Source organism: Citrobacter sp. Ce006 (genome assembly GCF_030336535.1).
Taxonomy (GTDB): Bacteria; Pseudomonadota; Gammaproteobacteria; order Enterobacterales; family Enterobacteriaceae; genus Citrobacter; species Citrobacter europaeus.
This window is the reverse complement of record NZ_JAOWDO010000073.1, coordinates 813,558-834,299: the sequence shown is the minus strand read 5'-3', so window position 1 is coordinate 834,299 and position 20,742 is coordinate 813,558. Positions and strand designations below refer to the sequence as shown.

19 protein-coding genes are annotated in these 20,742 nt (G+C 53.1%); 11 read left to right on the top strand and 8 right to left on the bottom strand.

Annotated features, from left to right (window positions below):
- The 3 genes from OGV94_RS22580 to yiaK are packed head-to-tail and all read right to left on the bottom strand — an operon-like array spanning position 1 to position 2,422.
- On the bottom strand, positions 1–933 hold the full coding sequence (locus OGV94_RS22580; protein ID WP_286524443.1) for a DUF4862 family protein: 933 nt from the start codon (positions 931–933) through the stop codon (positions 1–3).
- A 14-nt stretch (positions 934–947) separates the two neighbouring features.
- On the bottom strand, positions 948–1,412 hold the full coding sequence (locus tag OGV94_RS22575) for a YhcH/YjgK/YiaL family protein (RefSeq protein ID WP_043018698.1): 465 nt from the start codon (positions 1,410–1,412) through the stop codon (positions 948–950).
- Positions 1,413–1,423: 11 nt separating this feature from the next.
- Positions 1,424–2,422, bottom strand: a complete 999-nt coding sequence (yiaK, locus tag OGV94_RS22570) for a 3-dehydro-L-gulonate 2-dehydrogenase (protein ID WP_286524440.1) — start codon at positions 2,420–2,422, stop codon at positions 1,424–1,426.
- A gap of 217 nt (positions 2,423–2,639) precedes the next feature.
- Here yiaK and yiaJ point away from each other — a divergent pair, with 217 nt between their 5' ends.
- The 3 genes from yiaJ to OGV94_RS22555 all read left to right on the top strand — a co-directional run bounded on the left by yiaJ (position 2,640) and on the right by OGV94_RS22555 (position 5,443).
- Positions 2,640–3,455: an IclR family transcriptional regulator YiaJ gene (yiaJ, locus tag OGV94_RS22565; RefSeq protein WP_043018696.1), complete on the top strand. Its 816-nt coding sequence runs from the start codon at positions 2,640–2,642 to the stop codon at positions 3,453–3,455.
- A 117-nt stretch (positions 3,456–3,572) separates the two neighbouring features.
- Entirely contained in the window at positions 3,573–4,064 is a 492-nt protein-coding gene (locus tag OGV94_RS22560; protein ID WP_043018695.1) for a 4Fe-4S dicluster domain-containing protein, read from the top strand.
- Positions 4,065–4,087: 23 nt separating this feature from the next.
- Entirely contained in the window at positions 4,088–5,443 is a 1,356-nt protein-coding gene (locus OGV94_RS22555) for a DUF4026 domain-containing protein (protein ID WP_286524438.1), read from the top strand.
- Positions 5,444–5,482: 39 nt separating this feature from the next.
- Here the strand turns inward: OGV94_RS22555 and avtA are convergent, their stop codons facing one another.
- The gene (gene avtA, locus OGV94_RS22550) at positions 5,483–6,739 is read right to left on the bottom strand and encodes a valine--pyruvate transaminase (protein ID WP_043018693.1); all 1,257 of its coding nucleotides are present in this window, start codon (positions 6,737–6,739) and stop codon (positions 5,483–5,485) included.
- Positions 6,740–6,914: 175 nt separating this feature from the next.
- A complete protein-coding gene (malS, locus tag OGV94_RS22545) occupies positions 6,915–8,945 on the bottom strand; it encodes an alpha-amylase (RefSeq protein ID WP_286524435.1) in 2,031 nt (676 codons plus the stop codon).
- 316 nt (positions 8,946–9,261) lie between these two features.
- On the opposite strand from malS, the gene OGV94_RS22540 reads away from it, so the two are divergent.
- Positions 9,262–10,086, top strand: coding sequence for a protein bax (locus tag OGV94_RS22540; RefSeq protein WP_003024247.1), 825 nt, complete (start codon positions 9,262–9,264; stop codon positions 10,084–10,086).
- A 73-nt stretch (positions 10,087–10,159) separates the two neighbouring features.
- Here the strand turns inward: OGV94_RS22540 and xylR are convergent, their stop codons facing one another.
- Positions 10,160–11,338: a D-xylose utilization transcriptional activator XylR gene (gene xylR, locus OGV94_RS22535; protein WP_043018691.1), complete on the bottom strand. Its 1,179-nt coding sequence runs from the start codon at positions 11,336–11,338 to the stop codon at positions 10,160–10,162.
- A 361-nt stretch (positions 11,339–11,699) separates the two neighbouring features.
- On the opposite strand from xylR, the gene xylA reads away from it, so the two are divergent.
- The 4 genes from xylA (at position 11,700) to yiaA (ending at position 15,522) form a co-directional block, all read left to right on the top strand.
- Positions 11,700–13,022 (top strand): xylose isomerase, encoded by a 1,323-nt coding sequence (xylA, locus tag OGV94_RS22530; RefSeq protein WP_003024252.1) that lies wholly within the window; start codon positions 11,700–11,702, stop codon positions 13,020–13,022.
- A 71-nt stretch (positions 13,023–13,093) separates the two neighbouring features.
- Entirely contained in the window at positions 13,094–14,548 is a 1,455-nt protein-coding gene (xylB, locus tag OGV94_RS22525; RefSeq protein WP_193145677.1) for a xylulokinase, read from the top strand.
- Positions 14,549–14,715: 167 nt separating this feature from the next.
- Positions 14,716–15,084 (top strand): inner membrane protein YiaB, encoded by a 369-nt coding sequence (yiaB, locus tag OGV94_RS22520; RefSeq protein ID WP_047407954.1) that lies wholly within the window; start codon positions 14,716–14,718, stop codon positions 15,082–15,084.
- The gene (gene yiaA, locus OGV94_RS22515) at positions 15,085–15,522 is read left to right on the top strand and encodes an inner membrane protein YiaA (protein ID WP_075145496.1); all 438 of its coding nucleotides are present in this window, start codon (positions 15,085–15,087) and stop codon (positions 15,520–15,522) included.
- 40 nt (positions 15,523–15,562) lie between these two features.
- On the opposite strand, the gene OGV94_RS22510 is transcribed toward yiaA, so the two are convergent.
- The gene (locus OGV94_RS22510) at positions 15,563–16,558 is read right to left on the bottom strand and encodes an acyltransferase (RefSeq protein ID WP_193145675.1); all 996 of its coding nucleotides are present in this window, start codon (positions 16,556–16,558) and stop codon (positions 15,563–15,565) included.
- A 172-nt stretch (positions 16,559–16,730) separates the two neighbouring features.
- Here OGV94_RS22510 and OGV94_RS22505 point away from each other — a divergent pair, with 172 nt between their 5' ends.
- The 3 genes from OGV94_RS22505 to glyS all read left to right on the top strand — a co-directional run bounded on the left by OGV94_RS22505 (position 16,731) and on the right by glyS (position 20,125).
- Positions 16,731–17,039 carry a YsaB family lipoprotein gene (locus OGV94_RS22505; protein WP_193145673.1) on the top strand — a complete coding sequence of 103 codons (309 nt, stop codon included), beginning with the start codon at positions 16,731–16,733 and terminating at the stop codon, positions 17,037–17,039.
- A gap of 95 nt (positions 17,040–17,134) precedes the next feature.
- Positions 17,135–18,046: a glycine--tRNA ligase subunit alpha gene (gene glyQ / locus OGV94_RS22500; RefSeq protein ID WP_001168551.1), complete on the top strand. Its 912-nt coding sequence runs from the start codon at positions 17,135–17,137 to the stop codon at positions 18,044–18,046.
- A gap of 9 nt (positions 18,047–18,055) precedes the next feature.
- Positions 18,056–20,125 carry a glycine--tRNA ligase subunit beta gene (glyS, locus tag OGV94_RS22495; protein WP_043018684.1) on the top strand — a complete coding sequence of 690 codons (2,070 nt, stop codon included), beginning with the start codon at positions 18,056–18,058 and terminating at the stop codon, positions 20,123–20,125.
- Positions 20,126–20,191: 66 nt separating this feature from the next.
- On the opposite strand, the gene cueP is transcribed toward glyS, so the two are convergent.
- Positions 20,192–20,731, bottom strand: coding sequence for a copper-binding periplasmic metallochaperone CueP (cueP, locus tag OGV94_RS22490; protein WP_043018683.1), 540 nt, complete (start codon positions 20,729–20,731; stop codon positions 20,192–20,194).
- Positions 20,732–20,742 lie beyond the last annotated feature (11 nt).

Below are 20,742 nucleotides of genomic sequence, written 5' to 3'. Positions count from 1 at the left end.
TTATAATTTTGTTTTGTTTAATGCAGCGATACCGTCGCGCAATATTGCTACGCGATGATCCACATCTGCATTGGCATTTATTTCCAGTAATTTAATACCGGCAAATTGCAATGGCTCGGTTCCTGCGCAGGCGAATAATTCGCGGGCATGGTCGGTGGTCATCAAGCTTTGCGGGCAGAAAGGAGCAAACGGCGCGTGTAAGTCTTGCCACTCGCCATACTCTCCCGTGATTGTGGTGCCGGAAAACATCAGCGCGCCCAATTTACCGGCCTGTTGGACCTGCTGCGTGTGGGTCAGCGGTAGGGCGAGGTTCTGCCCTTCAATGGCCGATCGCGCCCAGTTAATGCACACGCTGATGTCATATCCGGTTATTGCGTCCAGCACGTTTTCTAACGGCAAAAAGCCTTTGCGTGGCGCAGGGCCCGTCATGGCATCGCAATGCTCCAGCACCAGATCGCAGGACCAGTCCCAGTGGGTAATTTCTTTCAGTGAACGAGCGAACGCGTCGGTGGCCTGGGCGACGTTCGGGTTGCCTGCCAGCGGGGCAGCGTGCAACTCCAGCGCGATCACTTTTCCGCCATTGGTTGCATTGATATGGTTGATTTTCTGGTGCAGATGGCGGTAATACGCCACACAGGCTTTACGCTGATCTTCGTCGCTGGAGGCCAACCCGAAACCACCCTCAGTACCGCGGCGACGCATAGTTTCCATAATGGCCGTGACCACGATTTGCCAGTCGCCCGGCGTATGGCGCAATAACCATTCGTCGCCCAACGGATGCAGATTTTCAAGGCAGGGCTGTTCCAGTCCGCGAATATCCGGGGTATCGGAGAGCTGCCGCCAGAATTCCTTCTCTTCCTCTTCACTCTTTTGGTGAAATGAGGGTGCACAGGGGTACGCACCGATAATATAACCGGTTGTATTAGCTTTCATTTTTTGTGCTCCTTTTATAAAACTGAAATAGCAACCTTCACGACTATTTTGCGGATCGGTGTGGCGACAGTTTTATGACATCCCGGACGATGAACATCCTGCGGGAAAAATATGGCGTAACTTCCCGGAGTCATTTCAATAAAAGATTCATGTTCACTGGCGTGATAAAAAATAATATCGCGCTGTTCTAATAACGCTTCGCTGATTTCATTATTTCCGGTATCAATAGCGATACCGATTTTTTCTTCACCCCAGGCTAAAAACTGAATATCCAGATAGCGGCGATGCACTTCCGGGCGATTTTCGGCTGGGTCACGGGTAGTTAAATCGATAATCTGCGCGAAGATATTTTTACCGTCTATCTCCACCACGCCCGGCTCCAGTTTGCGGAAATCCGTGGTGCGCAGAAAATCGAGCGCCCTTTCAATCGCTGCGGGCAAACGACACGGATTAGGCTGAGCAATATGTCCAAAGATCATGGTGTTGCTCCTTACAGCGACTGAATTTTTGCCCAGACACTGTCATCAATGGTGATGCCGTTTTGGCGATTTTCTGCCAGTAGCTTTGTAAACTCGTGGCCCGGCAGACGAACAGGCGTGTTTTCATCAGCGCGTTCGGCGGTGGTGATGAAATTCATAATCCGCTGTAGTTTGGCATCGCGGGTGGCTCCATCGATTAGCTTATCCACTTCAATGGCGATGAAAATCTGTGAAACGCCATATTCATCGCTGTTATCCTGGGTGACTTCCGCCACGGAGGAACCGTCAGAAAGCAGGGTGGCAATCATATCCAGCACAATCGACAGGCCTGAACCTTTCCAGTAACCCATTGGTAAAATGCGGCGATTTTTTTCGATAACGCCCGGCTCTTTGGTGAGATTGCCTTCATCGTCAAAACCACCGTCTACCGGCAGTTCGCGACCAGCCAGGCGATTCACTTCCAGCATGCCGTAGGAGAACATCGACATCGACATATCAACCATGGTGATTGGCGTGGAGGGGATCGCGACAATCAGCGGGTTAGTACCAATACGGCACTCTTTCGAACCCCATGGCGGCATTACGGCAATCGAGTTGGTCCAGCAGATACCAATGTACCCTTTCTCTGCCGCCTGCCAGCCATAGCTGCCGCCGCGCATCCAGTGGTTGGCGTTACGCAGCGCGACCAGGCCGATGCCGTGATCGGAAGCCAACTCAATAGCTCTGTCCATCATCTTTTTCGCCGTCAGGTTGCCGATCGAACGCTGGGCATCCCATTGTTCAATCGCCCCCAGGCTGGTAATGCGCTGCGGTTTGGCCTCAGGAATGATGTCGCCGTTATCCAGTTGCTGAATGAAACGGGGGAAGCGATTCACGCCGTGCGAATAAACGCCGGACTCGGTGGTGCGCGCAAACATTTCGGCACAGGCATCGGCGGTTTCAACGGCGATACCGCGTGCCAGCAGTACCCGATTGAACGCATCTTTCAACTGCTCAAAAGTGACTTTCATTCCTGTTTCCTTGTTTAAGTTTGATCGCTTTTTTATCTCTAAATTTCACTATGCGAAATCTGATTTCAAATATAGCGATCAAATTTTGACAGATCAACGGGGTGGTCTATTTTTTAAAATCATCAAAATCAAATAGTTGTGTTTTTTCGGTTCAGATCGTGAACTGAAACACACTTTGCGCTACCATCAGAGCGCGACGAAAAGGGGAGCGGAAGCGATGGGCACCAAAGAGAGTGAAATGACGCAAGATAAAGAGAGGCCAGCCGGAAGTCAGAGCCTGTTCCGTGGTTTGATGTTGATTGAGATCCTGAGCAACTATCCGAATGGGTGTCCGCTGGCCCATTTGTCTGAACTGGCCGGGCTGAACAAAAGTACCGTGCATCGACTCCTGCAAGGCCTTCAGTCATGCGGATACGTCACGCCTGCACCCGCTGCGGGAAGTTATCGGTTGACCACTAAATTTATCGCCGTGGGACAGAAGGCGCTGTCGTCACTGAATATCATCCATGTTGCCGCACCGCACCTTGAAGCGCTGAATATCGCCACTGGCGAAACGATCAACTTCTCCAGTCGTGAAGATGACCATGCGATTCTGATTTATAAGCTGGAGCCGACGACAGGCATGCTGCGTACCCGCGCCTATATCGGCCAACATATGCCGCTGTACTGCTCCGCGATGGGCAAAATTTACATGGCGTTTGGGCATGCGGATTACGTGGAGTCCTACTGGGAGAGCCATCAGGATCTGATTCAGCCGCTGACCCGCAATACCATTACCGGTCTACCGGCGATGTACGATGAACTGGCGCAGATCCGCGAAAGCAGTATGGCGATGGATCGGGAAGAGAACGAGCTGGGGGTATCCTGTATTGCCGTGCCGGTGTTTGATATTCATGGCCGGGTACCCTACGCGGTATCAATTTCACTCTCGACATCGCGGCTTAAGCAGGTAGGGGAAAAGAATCTACTCAAGCCGCTGCGGGAAACCGCGCAGGCCATTTCAAATGAGCTGGGCTTTACCGTTCGCGATTAGGCGCATGCCAGGCGTCATTCAGACACGTGACACTATTTAACCGTTTCCCCTGTCCGATCAAAGCGACAGGGGCAGTCTCTCTGGCAATCTGAAGTTTTCACGCAGAAGGAGGGGGCAATGAACGAGTTTATTATGGCGGATGCGGCAAAATGTATTGGGTGTCGTACCTGTGAAGTTGCCTGCGTCGTCGCGCATCAGCAAAACCAGGACTGTGCGTCGGTCTCTTCTTCTGCGTTTGTCCCGCGGATTAGGGTGATCAAAGACGATGCCTTTACAACGGCAGTCGCCTGCCATCAATGTGAAGATGCTCCCTGCGCGAATGTTTGTCCAACGCACGCTATTCGCCGTGAACATGGGCATATCTTCGTTGAACAAACACGATGTATTGGTTGTAAAAGCTGTATGCTGGCCTGTCCGTTTGGGGCAATGAATGTTGTCGCCCGCTCATCGCGGGTGCAGGCGATAAAATGCGATTTGTGCTGGCATCGCGAAACGGGGCCTGCGTGTGTTGAAGCTTGCCCGACAAGTGCGTTGCAGTGCGTAAGCGAGAATCAGATCGCGCAGCTAAACTGTGAAAGGCGTAGCCGTACGGCGTTTTCTACCTTTTGAACATTGAGCAAGGACGCATAATTATGGCATCAAACAAGCAAGCGTATCTCGCCGCTGCGAACAACGGTCTGTTTAAAACGGACTCCGAGTTTGTAGCGACCCCGCCACAACCCGTTACCCTTGAAGCGTTACAGGCGCGTGTGGAGGGGCAGACGCTATTTCCGGAGCTGTTGTCACGTATTGACGAAGAGAAAGAAGAACTGCATCTGACCTTTACCGCAGACGGTGAGCTTTATCTTTATCGCGTTTCTCTCTTTAGCTGTGAGCACGATCCTTCCGCCCTGGAATACGTCCCTGGCGCACGTTCTGTTGCACCGGAGGTACTTTCTGAGATGGCAGATTATCGCCAGCGAATCTCAGTCACGACCCGTTTTAGTAATGATGTTTTCCTGAGCTGGCAGCAGGCGATCAAAATTGTGGGACTGTTGGTGCCGGACCTGCTGGTGGCCCAGGACGCTAGCGCAGGCGGTAGGCTGTTTTCCCGCGAGCGGTTACTGTTTGAAGCGCGTTTTCCGGCGCGGCCGCGTGCAGATACACTGTATGCGATCCACGCCGTTCACGATGATGAAAACGATCATTACTGGTTGCACACGCATGGCCTGCGGCGGTTGGGTTTACCGGAGTGCGAGGTGATTATTCACCAGCCGGTGGAAAGTCTGGGCAGCATTGGCTACATGATTGAAGCGTTTGTGAATATCTGTATTGACGATCGCGGCATGTATTGTAATGAACCGCTGATGCTGGCGCGAACTCACGAAGGCGAGCAGTATATTGTGGCCATTCCCTGGGAACAGGGACTTAGCGTGATCGAACATGGCGGCAACCTGAACCTGTTGCCTGAGATCGCAGAGAGGGTGGGTGATATCTCAGATTTACCTTCCGGGCGTTTTTCCGGCGATCTGGCCGATCGGGAAGATGAGCATAATGGCCCGTCGTGCCTGTTGTTCCGTCTAGCCGATGAGCGTGGCGGCATTGGCAGCGTGATTGACGGTGGGCTGGGCGGCGATCAAGTGATGTTCATGAAAAGTATCGCATTGTCGGATAGCGATGCGCAAAAAGCGCAAAAAGCGCAAATGCGCTGGCCTTATTTCCAGCATATTTTTGAGACGCAGCATAATGAAATATCAGCGCCCCTTGTCAAAATCGGTGTTCCCTACGGGGATGAAGATAAGCGCGAACATATGTGGTTTATGTTGCAGAACATCGCTGATGAACATCTGACAGGCGTATTAACCAATCAGCCGTATTACGTGCATCATATGCAGGAAGGCGAGCAATATACGTTACCGTTTACACTGCTCAGTGACTGGCGCATTTATCATCCGCAGGGAGTGTTTACCCCGGATAATATCTTCGAGCTGATATCGCACAGTTCGTGATGCTAGCGCCCGATACAAAACGGTATCGGGCGACAAAAATCAGCTGCTCCCTTCGCTCCAGGCGCGCTCGATCTCTTCCGCCAGAATCTTCACCCCAGCTTCGATTTTCTCCGGCTCCGGAACGTAGTTCATCCGCATGCACTGATGGGTATGCGGCCAGGGTTTATCCAGACCCGGGAAGAAGTAGTCACCGGGAACCATCAGTACGCCGCGCGCTTTCAGGCGCTGATACAGCAGCTCGGTGGTGATCGGCAAATCTTTAAACCATAACCACAGGAAAATCGCGCCTTCCGGTTTGTGGATCAGGCAGCGATCTTCAGACAAATAGCGGCGAATGATCGCAATCGTCTCCTGAACACGCTGATAATAAAACGGTTTGATTACCGTTTCGGAGAGGCGCAGCAGATCGTTACGTTTAATCATCTCGCACATCATTGCCGGCCCCATTCCGCCAGGCGCGAGGCTGATGATGCCGTTCATATTGGTGATGGCGGTGATGATTTTTTCATTCGCGATGATGATGCCGCAGCGGGAGCCTGGCAGGCCCAGCTTCGAAAGGCTCATGCACAGCACAATGTTGGGGTTCCACAGCGGGCGCGCTTCGCTAAAGATGATGCCGGGGAACGGTACGCCATAGGCGTTATCAATCACCAGCGGGATCCCATGCTGGTTGGCCAGCCGGTCCAGCTTCATCAGCTCTTCGTCGGTGATCACGTTGCCTGTCGGATTCGTCGGACGAGACACGCAAATCATCCCCGTCTCTTCACCAATATGCAGGTGTTCAAAATCAACGTGATACTTAAACTGGCCTTCCGGTAACAGTTCGATGTTTGGGCGCGCGGAGACAAAGAGTTCCTCTTCCAGCCCGGAATCGGCATAACCAATGTATTCCGGGGCTAACGGGAACAATACTTTTTGCGTTGTGCCGTCGGCGCGACGTCCGGCGAACAGATTGAATAAGTAGAAAAACGCGCTCTGACTGCCATTTGTCAGAGCAATATTTTGTGGCTCGATATCCCAACCCTGCTTCTCACGTAGCAGTTTCGCCAGCTCAGACAGTAGCTCGGTTTTTCCTTGTGGACCGTCATAATTACAAAGCGCATCAGTGGCTTTGCCGTTTTCCAGCATATCTGCCAGCAGAGACTGAAAGTAATTTTGCATCTCTGGAATTTGCGCCGGATTACCGCCGCCAAGCATGATGGCGCCTGGGGTGCGTAAACCGTCGTTGAGGTCCTCCATCAGGCGTGTGATGCCTGAATGGCGGGTGAATTTGTCGCCAAAAAGTGAGAATGTCATAGCAGGTGGTCTGTCGAACTGAGTAGTAAAGTGGCTAACCATAGCGCTACCCATGGCAGGGTGCAAATCGGGGGCATCAGGTTGGATTGAGGTTTTGTGCTGTAGATTTTTATCTGGCTGGTTTTTTATGTTGAATCAGGCTTCCCGCTGCGTGCACAGCGAGAAGCCGGGCGCGTCAGGGCTGACCGGCCCACACCACCATCACTTTGTCGTCGCCATGTTCGCGGATAAATCCGTATCCCTGCTTCAGGGGCAGCGTGGTTTGTTTACCGGCGCCAATGGCCGGATGTCTGGCCCTGAACTGGCTGATACGTTGCCAGTGTGCGACGCTGGCGGCAGATTTCCCGGTCACATCCTGCCAGTTCATCTCCGAGCGCGTCCCCTGTAATGGATCTGAGCCGGTTGGGCCAAAGGAGCGGGCCGACTCGTCGCCATAAAAGAGTTGTACCGCGCCAGGCGCCAGCAGCAATAGCTCGGCGGCTTTGTCTCCACCTTCGCGGAACAGACGCGTATCGTGTGAGGAGAGATAGCTCAGAACGTTAAAGTCCTGCAGTTTATCCGCCATCTGCTGCCAGGTGGGGTCCATATTCGCCAGACACTCGACGGCTTTTGCCGCTTGCTCCTGGTAGTCGAAATTGATCATCGCATCGAAGCCGTGACGGTAATAGTCGCTTTGCATCACGCCGTGGCCCCAGGCCTCGCCGGTCATCCAGAAGGGTTTATCATCCAGCGCTTTGTCAGGGTTGGCTTTCTTCCATTCGACCAGCGCCGTGCTGGCCTGTGTTTTTAGCTGCTGCCAGGCGGGAAGTTCGACGTGTTTAGCGGTATCGACCCGAAAGCCGTCAATCCCGTAATCACGCACCCACTGACTGAGCCAGTGCGTCAGATAATCCCGGGGCGTGTATCCGGCGATAGCTTTAGCGTGCGTATCCGGCTTGTGCTGATAAAAATGTGGCAGCCCGGAGGGCGTGGTGGAATCGGTTTTCAGGTCGGGCAGGAAGGCCAGCGACATGGTGAGGTCGTCAAAGCCAGGATTGTCGTAATCGCCAATATCGGTGCGGATCCAGTTTTTCCCCCACCATTTTTCCCAGCCGGCTTTATCGCTGAAGTTGATGTAATCATTAAAGCTGTGCCAGCTCTGCCCGGCGGCCGGTTTCCAGTCAGTCCAGCGTTCGCCGAGCGTTTTTTTCAGCTCATCGCCCGATAAGTACAGCGCCCCAAACTGATATTCCTGCATATCCGCCAGGGTGGCGTAGCCGGTATGGTTCATTACCACATCAAACAGAACACGGATGCCGCGCTGATGTGCGCCATCAACCAGCGCGCGCAGGTCTGCTTCGTCACCCATATTGGCGTCGAGCGTGGTCCAGTCCTGAGTGTAGTAGCCGTGGTAAGCGTAGTGAGGGAAGTCGCCTTTGGTGCCACCACCGACCCAGCCGTGGATTTGCTCAAACGGCGCACTGATCCACAGGGCGTTGACGCCCAGTTGTTGCAGGTAGTCGAGTTTGCTGGCGAGCCCGCGCAAATCGCCGCCGTGGAAGGTGCCAATTTCCTGCATGCCGTCGCTGCGACGCCCATAGCTGTGGTCGTTACTCGGATCGCCATTTACAAAGCGGTCCGTCAGGACGAAATACACCGTGGCGTTATGCCAGTCAAAAGCGGTAGGGGCATCAGTTTCCGCCCGTTCGAGCAGCAACAGCCCGTTACTGGTTGCGGCGGGCTGCAGGGTAATCGCCCCGTTTTTTACCGTCGCGGTTTGCTGGCTGTAGAAATCACGTACCACGGCACCTTCCGGGAAGGTCTGGCTCACGTTCAGCGTGACCGGCGCACCGTCCCATTTCGGGCACTGGCGAATCTGGGTCGTGACAGGGTCTGCGGCGCTTTTTACCGAGAGCATCAGCGTTGGCGTGCCGGAGCGGGTATCCACTTCCAGCGTGTAATCGCCGTCTTTGAATAAGCGCCACTGCGGCGGAGCGCCTTCACACGGTTTTAGCGACAGCATCTGGTTGAGTTTTATCGCATCGGCGGGCTGCCAGCACTGTTGGTCAAAATTCAGGGTTAAAGGACGAGTACCCTTCGTCAACGCTGCATGGCTGACGAATTTACCCGTACCTTCCGCTTCGAAGGTCGGTAGTCCTTGAGAAGTCCATGATGAAGCGATGGCAATGCCGGGTATGAGCGCCAGCGCAACGGCGGCAAGTTTCATAATGCTGTCCTTGATGCTGCAATTTTCGCCAGTTTGCCAGTGAAATCAGGCCGGAAACTCCTCCTTAGAGTCGATTCCGCCAGGAGGAGAAGTGAGGGTGAGTTAACGCGCGCAAAAAATAAACTGATTTTGCGATAACCCCCACATTTTCTTCGAATTAATGGCGCCCAGAACTGTTAATGCGTGACATAGTTTCAGAATTGGACTATTCCTTTGGGTGCTCTTGACAGCTATTTTTGATATGATTTGAGATTCATCTCTCATTTTTGTGAAAAATATAAGGTGTTGGAATGTATAAATCCGACCAGGAGACCTAATGATATTGACTCCCATTCGACGATATGGGGCAATGATTCTTATGTTACTCACCGTTGCATTTTCGGGTGAGGTGCTGGCAAAGACACACACGGCGACAACGAGTCACAAGCCCCAGATAACCAAGGCAAGTAATAAACAGGTTAGCAGTAAACAAGAGTATTCTCGCAATAGTGCAAAGAGTAGTTCACTTCCTGATTTGCGAAAATACCCTTCCGGAACACCAAGGAAAAAAGCGTTTCTCCGGACGGTTATGCCTTATATTACCAGTCAAAATGCTGCCATTACGGCGGACCGTAACTGGCTGATTTCAAAACAGTACCAGAACCGCTGGTCACCGACTGAGCGTACGCGGATGAAAGACATCGCGAAGCGCTACAAAGTTAGCTGGTCTGGTAACACGCGTAAAATTCCGTGGAATACGCTGCTTGAGCGCGTAGACATTATCCCGACCAGTATGGTGGCAACCATGGCTGCGGCCGAAAGCGGCTGGGGCACGTCGAAGCTGGCGCGCAGCAACAACAACCTGTTTGGCATGAAATGTGGCAAAGGTCGTTGTAACAATGCACCAGGTAAGGTGAAAGGCTACTCACAGTTTGAATCGGTGAAAGAGTCGGTGAATGCTTACGTCATCAACCTGAACACGCATCCGGCTTACTCTTCCTTCCGTAAGTCACGCGCGCAACTGCGTAAAGCCGACCAGGAAGTCACCGCTACCGCGATGATCCATAAGCTGAAGGGTTACTCCACTAAGGGACAGAGCTACAACAACTATCTGTTCGCAATGTATCAGGATAACCAGCGTTTAATCGCCGCGCATATGTAATTTCGCGTGCTGATCCGGTCTACAAGTCATCTCGTAGGCCGGATCAGACGAAGTCGCCATCCGGTAATTCCCTCTATAGCAACACTTCACTGTTCACATCGCGATACTCTTTTGGCGTCGTGTCGTACTCTTTCTTGAAGACCGAATAGAAATACTGCAGAGACGGATAGCCGCACATCTGTGAAATTTCGTTGATTGAAAGTGTGGTAGAAATCAACAGGCTACGCGCTTTTTCCAGCTTTTCGGCATGAATCACAGCGTGGATAGTCTCGCCGACCTCTTCTTTAAAGCGCTTCTCCAGGTTCGAGCGTGAGATTCCTACTGAATCCAGCACCTGTTCAACCTTAATACCTTTACAGGCATGATTACGGATAAAGTGCATCGCCTGAATGACCGCCGGGTCGGTTAAGGAACGGTAGTCGGTTGAGCGACGTTCAATGACACGCACCGGAGGAACCAAAATGCGTTGCAGCGGCAGTTCCTCGTTCGCCAGTAAACGGTGCAGGAGTTTAGCAGCCTGATATCCCATCTGCCTGGCTCCCTGAGCCACGGATGACAGCGCCACCCGGGACAGGTAGCGGGTCAATTCTTCGTTGTCTATTCCTATCACGCACAGTTTTTCCGGTACCGGAATATGCAGGTGTTCGCAGACTTGCAGGACGTGTCGTGCCCGCGCGTCGGTAACGGCGATAATACCGGTTTGCGGCGGCAGAGTTTGTAGCCAGTCCGCCAGTCGATTTTGCGCGTGCTGCCAGTTCTCCGGCGCGGTTTCCAGCCCCTGATAGACGACACCGCGGTACTTCTCTTTGGCAACCAACTGGCAAAACGCATATTCACGTTCCGCGGCCCAGCGTTTACCGCTTGAGGAGGGCAGGCCGTAAAATGCAAAGCGGTTAACTCCCTTCTCTTTCAGATGCAGGAAAGCGCTTTCTACCAGCGCGTGGTTGTCGGTGGCGATGTAATGTACCGGTGGGTAATCTTGCTCCAGATGGTAAGAACCTCCAACGCCGATGATGGGAACATCGACATCGGCAAGTAATTGCGCAATGTCATCATCGTCATAATCAGCAATAACGCCGTCGCCTAACCAGTCTTTAATATTATCGATACGGGCGCGGAAGTCTTCCTCAATGAATATATCCCACTCGGATTGCGATGCCTGTAAATATTCACCCACTCCTTCTACCACCTGGCGGTCGTAGGCTTTATTGGCGTTAAATAGCAGAGTGATGCGGTGACGTTTATCAAACATAAGAACCTGTCCTGGAAAGGTTAACGTGGGCCTGTCGATACTAGCAAAACCGCAGGTACGACTGCTTGATGAAGCGTGACAAATTTCTTATTTGCCTGGCGCTACGCAAAATTCACATACTGTCAGCGGGATGACAATTGTCATTTTTTATCTACGCATTACGGTTTTTTGTTTAATGGCTAACCTTCGATCGCGATCGCTTTTTTATTTCTTTTTTCAGCGCGTTTTTTTGGGAGCCAGCGCACGTTTGGGTATTCTCTTAATAGCGGTGTGAAATAACGTAATTGAGCAATAAATCAGGAAATTCCAGTATAGCCATATCGCAGTTTACTTGCCGTATTACCTGATTATGGAGCTTATTATGCCGGCTTATTTTGACCAACTCGATCGTGTTCGTTTTGAAGGCACTCAATCCACCAACCCGCTCGCATTCCGCCATTACAACCCTGACGAAATCGTGTTGGGCAAGCGCATGGAAGATCATCTGCGTTTTGCGGCCTGCTACTGGCATACCTTCTGCTGGAACGGTGCGGATATGTTCGGTATGGGGGCTTTCGATCGCCCATGGCAGCAGCCTGGTGAAGCACTGGCGCTGGCGAAACGCAAAGCGGATGTGGCATTTGAGTTCTTCCACAAGCTGAACGTGCCTTATTACTGCTTTCATGACGTGGATGTTTCGCCGGAAGGCGCGTCTTTGAAAGAGTATAAAAACAACTTTGCGCAGATGGTTGATGTGCTGGCGGCAAAACAGGAACAAAGCGGTGTGAAGCTGCTGTGGGGAACGGCAAACTGCTTCACCAACCCACGCTACGGCGCGGGCGCGGCCACGAACCCGGATCCGGAAGTGTTCAGTTGGGCCGCCACGCAGGTGGTTACGGCTATGGATGCCACGCATAAGCTCGGCGGCGAAAACTACGTTCTGTGGGGAGGTCGTGAAGGCTATGAAACACTGTTGAATACCGATCTGCGTCAGGAACGTGAGCAGATTGGCCGCTTCATGCAACTGGTGGTGGAACACAAACACAAAACCGGTTTCCAGGGCACTTTGCTTATTGAACCGAAACCGCAGGAACCGACCAAACACCAGTACGACTACGATGCGGCGACCGTGTACGGATTCCTCAAGCAGTTCGGTCTGGAAAAAGAGATCAAACTGAATATCGAAGCCAACCACGCCACGCTGGCAGGCCACTCGTTCCATCACGAAATTGCTACCGCTATCGCGCTGGGTCTGTTTGGTTCTGTCGATGCCAACCGTGGTGACGCACAGCTGGGCTGGGATACAGACCAGTTCCCTAACAGCGTCGAAGAGAATGCACTGGTGATGTATGAAATCCTGAAAGCGGGCGGCTTCACCACCGGCGGCCTGAACTTTGATGCCAAAGTGCGTCGTCAGAGTACCGATAAATACGATTTGTTCTATGGTCATATTGGCGCGATGGATACCATGGCGCTGTCGCTGAAAATTGCGGCCCGTATGATTGAAGACGGTGGTCTGGATCAACGCGTGGCTAAACGCTATGCCGGTTGGAATGGTGAGCTGGGTCAGCAAATTCTGAAAGGACAGATGACGCTGACGGAAATTGCGCAGTACGCTGAGCAACACAACCTGGCGCCGGTGCACCAGAGTGGTCATCAGGAATTGCTGGAAAATCTGGTAAACCATTATTTGTTCGACAAATAACGGATCTCTGAGAACGTCGGTAAGCCCGGTCAGCTCGCGCTACCGGGCCTTTCTTTAAGGAACGATGCCCTATGTATATCGGGATAGATCTAGGTACATCAGGCGTAAAGGCTATTCTGCTCAATGAGCAGGGCGATGTGGTCGCTTCGCACACGGAGAAACTCACCGTCTCGCGGCCTCATCCGTTATGGTCTGAACAAGACCCTGAGCAGTGGTGGCGGGCAACGGATCGTGCGGTGACAGCGCTGGGCCAGCAGCATTCACTTCGCGAAGTGAAAGCGCTGGGGATTGCCGGACAAATGCACGGCGCCACGCTACTGGACGAGCAACGGAAGGTATTGCGTCCGGCTATCTTGTGGAACGATGGTCGCTGTGCTGAAGAGTGCGTGATGCTCGAGAACCTGGTTCCGCACTCTCGTGCCATCACTGGCAACCTGATGATGCCCGGCTTTACCGCGCCAAAGCTGCTGTGGGTGCAGCGCCACGAACCGGAGATTTTTAGCCGGGTTGATAAAGTCCTGCTGCCGAAAGATTACCTGCGCCTGCGTATGACCGGCGATTTTGCCAGCGATATGTCTGATGCGGCAGGTACGATGTGGCTGGATGTCGCGAAGCGTGACTGGAGTGATGTCATGCTGGCCGCCTGTAAGCTGACTCGTGCGCATATGCCTGCGCTCTATGAAGGCAGCGATATTACCGGAACATTGTTGCCAGAGGTCGCCCACGCCTGGGGTATGCAGGAGGTTGCGGTGGTTGCCGGCGGCGGCGATAACGCGGCGGGAGCAGTGGGTGTGGGCATGATGAATGCCGGTCAGGCGATGTTATCGCTGGGTACTTCCGGGGTCTATTTTGCGGTCAGCGACGGCTTTCTCAGCAAACCGGAAAGCGCAGTCCACAGCTTTTGCCATGCCTTGCCTGAACGATGGCATCTGATGTCCGTGATGCTGAGTGCGGCGTCCTGCCTGGACTGGGCGGCAAAATTAACCGGACTGGCGAGCGTTCCTGCGTTGATTGCTGCTGCGCAAGGGGCGGATGAACACGCTGAGCCGGTCTGGTTTTTACCCTATCTGTCCGGGGAACGTACGCCGCACAACAACCCACAGGCAAAGGGCGTATTTTTCGGTCTGACGCATCAGCACGGGCCGGCGGAACTGGCGCAGGCGGTGCTGGAAGGCGTGGGTTTTGCGCTGGCCGATGGTATGGACGTGGTTCATGCCTGCGGCGTGCAGCCCGCCAGCATCACGCTGATTGGCGGCGGGGCGCGCAGCGAATACTGGCGTCAGATGCTGTCTGACATCAGCGGATTGCAGCTGGATTACCGTACCGGCGGCGATGTCGGCCCTGCACTCGGCGCGGCGCGACTGGCGCAAATTGCCATGAATCCGCAGCGGCCTTTATCAGACCTTCTGCCTCAGCTTACGCTGGAACAAGCGCATTATCCGGATGCCGGGCGCCACGCGCTTTACCAACAGCGTCGGGAAACCTTCCGCCAAATCTATCAGCAATTAAAACCGCTGATGTCCTGACCCTAAATCCCCTCTGGTAAACAGCGGGGATTTATCAAATATATATTTCAATCTAATAAATAATTAGCGTGCATGAATTTATTCTGAAAGTCCGGCGTAGTGTCATTTTTCTGTGTTGTCTTTAGCGGGTTATTCATATTGTATCCATGATGGATAAGGAGATCCCAATGAAGACGACAAGGCTGTTGCCATGGATATTATTCCTCTCTGGCGCGTTGATTTACGTTATTGGCTTATGGCGAGCATGCCCGTTATTGAGCAGCAAAGGCTATTTTTTTGGTGCGCTGATGACGGGCATGTTTGTGACGTACGCTTATCAGCGTGCTGAAAATCTCAATCAGAACGACGAACGCTTCGCTTCCGTGTGTCAGATGGTGGCGCTCATAACGATCGGATTGTTGCTGGTGGGGGTGTGGAATACCCCGTTAGCACCCATCGAAATGGGGCTGTACCCGGCGGCATTCTTTGTGTGTTTACTGGGGCAAGTTTTACTCATGCGCCCAGCAGAATATTTATCTAAAGGACAGGAACTCTAAATGGAAAACAGGACATCAACTTATTCACCCGCATTTAGCATTGTGTCGTGGGTCGCGCTGCTCGGCGGTATTGTGGTTTATCTGTTGGGGTTGTGGAACGCCGATATGCAGTTGAACGAAAAGGGGTATTACTTTGCTGTTTTGGTGCTTGGTTTGTTTTCTGCTGCGTCTTATCAAAAAACGGTACGGGATAAATATGAAGGGATCCCGACTACGCCGATTTACTACGTAACCTGCCTGGCCGCGTTTGTTATTGCGGTGGCGTTGTTGGTTATCGGTTTGTGGAATGCCACGCTGCTGCTAAACGAGAAAGGATTTTATGGCCTGGCCTTCTTTTTGAGCCTGTTTGGTACCGTTGCGGTACAGAAAAATATCCGTGATGGTGGTTTGGATCAATCAAAAGAAACGCCAGCAGTAGCGGAAGATTTTACAGAATGATCGCTTGCCCTCGATGGTTACCGATCGAGGGCTTTTCTTTTTAGCTCACCAGCCTGCGCGTATCGATACGCTGCAACAGTATGGACAACAGTAAACTACCAGCCAGCGTAGCGCTGAAAATCCACAGCATATCCAGCGGTGGCCAGCTCTTGAGTTCAAGGCCGTTGGTGCGCAGCGCGTGAATGATCAGCGCATGAAAGCCATAAATGCCCAGCGAGTGGCGGGAAATAAGGCCCAGTACCGGCAAAGTGCGCGTGCTGAGCGTATTTTTGACCAGCGTCAGGAGCGAGGCGGCGCAAATAAATACTGCCGGACCGCAGTAGAGATACCAGGTATCGGCAAAATTGCCTCGCCAGCGCAGTTCATGCAACGTGCCCCGAGAAATAACAAACACCGCGGTGATGAACAACGCCGCACAGAGCAAGGTGAGCGCGCGCTTTTGCGTATCCATCATGCCAATCGCCCGACCCAGCAGGCCGTACACGATGTAATAGAAAGTGTCGCCACTGATGTACAGATTGATGGGCAGCCATTCAAAACCGCCAATTTTTTGCGAAACGGTGTTGGGATTGGCAATCACCCCAATCACTACCATGAGCGCCAGCAGCATCTTGCCGCTGATATTTTTCACCTGTATCAGCGGTGAAACCAGGTAGATGACGGCGATCGCGAAGAAAAACCACAGGTGATAGAACACCGGCTTTTGCAGCAGGTTTTTCAGCGACAGCCCGGCGTTGATCGAGGTAAACAGCAGGATATAGGCCAGCGCCACGCTGCTGTAAAACAAAATGCAGAGCGCGATGCGCGTGAAATGGCGCGGTTTGGCGCTGCGCTCGCCAAAAAAAAGATAGCCCGAAATCATAAAGAACAGCGGGACGCTGACGCGAGAGGCTGAATTGAGCACATTGGCCAGATCCCAATTCAACGGGCTGACGCTTTGCGCATTGGTGATGTACCAGGTCGTGGTGTGGATCATCACGACCATGAGACAGGCTATCCCGCGCAGGTTATCAATCCAGAAAATTTTGGGCTGCATCAGTTCCTCTGTATCCGTTAAAAAAAGTCTGACCGAAATTTTGCGCGCGTAGCTCACTGGAATAATCCGAGTTCTTACGCTAAAGCTTGAGATGGTCTGATGAGATTCTCAAAATAGGATCAGTTTCCAGACACTAATAATAAGACTGACCAGCAAACCAGGCGGTAATAAAATGATGATGAAGTATTTCTTTCCCGCGATTGCTACCCTCATGCTGGTAGCGTGCGCTAACACACAGCCGCCTGCACCCGCGCAGAAGGCGCAAAAGGTTAAGGTCAGTGCAACACGCTCGCTGGATATGGAGTCGCTGTGCAAAAATGAGGCGGCACAACTTTATAACACCGGCGCGCAGAAAATTGATATCTCCGGCCTGGAACAATTCCAGGGCAGCTATGAGATGCGTGGTTCGACCTTCCGTAAAGAGAATTTTGTCTGCTCTTTTGATGCAGACGGGCAGTTTTTGCACCTTTCCATGCGCTAAGTTCCCCCTTTTTCCCGTTTCGTACTGTATATCTTGCAGCCAGCGGGTATACTGACCGCTTCCTTTAAATCCACACGTATCCAGCACGAAATAATATGCAAAAGTTTGATACCAGGACCTTCCAGGGCTTGATCCTGACCTTACAGGATTACTGGGCTCGCCAGGGCTGCACCATCGTTCAACCATTGGACATGGAAGTCGGCGCGGGCACATCTCACCCAATGACCTGCCTGCGTGCGCTGGGGCCGGAACCGATGGCGACTGCTTATGTGCAGCCTTCTCGTCGTCCGACCGATGGCCGCTATGGCGAAAACCCGAACCGCTTACAGCACTACTATCAGTTCCAGGTAGTGATTAAGCCGTCTCCGGACAACATTCAGGAGCTGTACCTGGGTTCTCTGAAAGAGCTGGGTATGGACCCGACCATTCACGATATCCGTTTCGTGGAAGATAACTGGGAAAACCCGACGCTGGGTGCCTGGGGTCTGGGTTGGGAAGTGTGGCTGAACGGCATGGAAGTGACGCAGTTCACCTACTTCCAGCAGGTTGGTGGTCTGGAGTGTAAACCTGTGACCGGGGAAATTACCTACGGTCTGGAACGTCTGGCCATGTACATTCAGGGCGTAGACAGCGTTTACGACCTGGTCTGGAGCGACGGCCCGCTGGGTAAAACCACTTACGGCGACGTGTTCCATCAGAACGAAGTGGAGCAATCCACCTACAACTTCGAATACGCCGACGTGGACTTCCTGTTCACCTGCTTCGAGCAGTACGAGAAAGAAGCGCAGCAGCTGCTGGCGCTGGAAAATCCGCTGCCGCTGCCTGCGTATGAACGTATCCTGAAAGCCGCCCATAGCTTCAACCTGCTGGATGCGCGTAAAGCGATCTCCGTCACCGAGCGTCAGCGCTATATCCTGCGCATTCGCACCCTGACCAAAGCAGTGGCAGAAGCTTACTACGCTTCCCGTGAAGCCCTTGGCTTCCCGATGTGCAACAAAGACAAATAAGAGGCGGCCATGTCTGAGAAAACTTTTCTGGTGGAAATCGGCACTGAAGAGCTGCCACCAAAAGCACTGCGCAGCCTGGCTGAGTCCTTTGCTGCGAACGTTACTGCGGAGCTGGATAACGCTGGCATCGCGCACGGCAACGTGGAGTGGTTCGCCGCGCCGCGTCGTCTGGCGCTGAAAGTCGCGAATCTGGCGCAAGCGCAACCTGACCGTGAAGTTGAAAAACGCGGCCCGGCCATTTCCCAGGCGTTTGACGCTGAAGGAAAACCGAGCAAAGCGGCAGAAGGTTGGGCGCGTGGCTGCGGCATTACGGTTGACCAGGCTGAGCGTCTGACCACCGACAAAGGTGAGTGGCTGCTGTATCGCGCGCATGTGAAAGGTGAAAGCGCTGAAGCGCTGCTGCCGAATATGATCGCCACCTCTTTGGCGAAACTGCCTATCCCGAAACTGATGCGCTGGGGCGCGTCTGACGTGCACTTCGTGCGTCCGGTTCACACCGTGACCCTGCTGCTGGGCGACAAAGTCATTCCGGCAACTATTCTGGGTATTCAGTCAGATCGCGTGATCCGCGGACATCGCTTTATGGGCGAGCCGGAATTCACCATCGATTCTGCCGATCAGTACCCAGAAATCCTGCGTGAGCGCGGCAAAGTGATTGCAGATTACGCTGAGCGTAAAGCGAAAATCAAAGCCGATGCTGAAGAAGCGGCGCGTAAGATTGGCGGTAACGCTGACCTGAGCGAAAGCCTGCTGGAAGAAGTCACCTCGCTGGTGGAATGGCCGGTAGTGTTGACTGCGAAGTTCGAAGAGAAATTCCTCGCGGTTCCGTCTGAAGCGCTGGTACACACCATGAAAGGTGACCAGAAGTACTTCCCGGTTTACGCGAACGACGGCAAACTGCTGCCGAACTTTATCTTCGTTGCCAATATCGAATCGAAAGATCCGAGCCAGATTATCTCCGGTAACGAGAAGGTGGTTCGTCCACGTCTGGCGGATGCCGAGTTCTTCTTCAATACCGACCGTAAAAAACGTCTGGAAGACCATCTGCCGCGTCTGCAAACCGTGCTGTTCCAACAGCAACTGGGTACGCTGCGCGACAAGACTGACCGTATCCAGGCGCTGGCGGGCTGGATTGCTGGTCAGATTGGCGCTGACGTTAACCACGCAACGCGTGCTGGCCTGCTGTCTAAGTGCGACCTGATGACCAACATGGTCTTCGAGTTCACTGATACCCAGGGCGTAATGGGCATGCACTACGCGCGTCACGATGGTGAAGCGGAAGATGTGGCTGTGGCGCTGAACGAGCAGTATCAGCCGCGTTTTGCTGGTGATGACCTGCCGTCTAACCCGGTTGCCTGTGCCGTGGCGATTGCCGATAAGATGGATACTCTGGCGGGTATCTTCGGTATCGGTCAGCATCCGAAAGGTGACAAAGACCCGTTTGCGCTGCGTCGTGCCGCGCTGGGCGTACTGCGTATCATCGTTGAGAAGAACCTGAACCTGGATCTGCAAACGTTGACCGAGGAAGCGGTTCGTCTGTATGGCGATAAGCTGACTAACGCCAACGTGGTGGATGACGTTATCGACTTTATGCTTGGTCGCTTCCGCGCCTGGTATCAGGATGAAGGTTACACCGTCGATACCATCCAGGCAGTACTGGCGCGTCGTCCGACTCGTCCGGCTGATTTTGACGCACGTATGAAGGCGGTTTCGCACTTCCGTACGCTGGAAGCCGCGTCCGCGCTGGCTGCCGCGAACAAGCGTGTATCGAACATCCTGGCGAAGTCTGAAGAGACGTTGAATGACCGCGTAAATGCGGCAACGCTGAAGGAGCCGGAAGAAATTGCGCTGGCGATGCAGGTTGTGGTGCTGCGCGATAAGCTGGAGCCTGTTTTTGCAGCCGGTCATTACCAGGAAGCGCTGGTTGAGCTATCGGCGCTGCGTGAACCGGTTGATGCGTTCTTTGAGAAAGTGATGGTTAACGTGGAAGATAAAGATCTGCGTATTAACCGTCTGTCTATGCTCGAAAAACTGCGCGAACTGTTCCTGCGCGTGGCGGATATTTCTCTGCTGCAGTAATGGTCCTGAGCTGACTTAGAAAATGCCGGATGGCGGCTGTGCCTTATCCGGCATTTTTTTATGCTGTTAGCGCAACTGTAATTTTGTCAGACAGGTCTGGCTGTCTTCCATCGTCGTGATGGGATACTGCGCTGTTTTACCGTTGTAGCTTACTGCGATGGTACCTGTCATATTGCGCGGTAACCATATCCCGACGAAGCCATTTCGACCGCTCTTCATCTCTTTTTGGACCACCACGCCCCCCTTGTTATCCGTTACTTTGACATTGAATGTTTTCTCCGGCATTTCACCCTGGCAGCCAGAAAGGCTGTGGTTGAAGCAAGGATGTGTTTGCCATTCATAAGGGGCAAATGACAGATAGAACTTGTCACCGAGCGGCAGGGTATAAATCTGATCGCCCGACGAGAGCTTTAATTCGGTACTGGTGATGGATGCGGAGTACGGCAGCGGGCGACTCTGCGGCGACTGGTCAATGGTTTCGACGATTTGCTCGACGGATTTACCGCTGAGCCCATTCTCCGCCAGAAAAGTCGCTGGCGGGGTTGCAGCGAACGCGCTACCGGTTGTGAGTAAACCTAATATCAGCAGCAGTGAGGATTTCGACATAGCTTCAATTC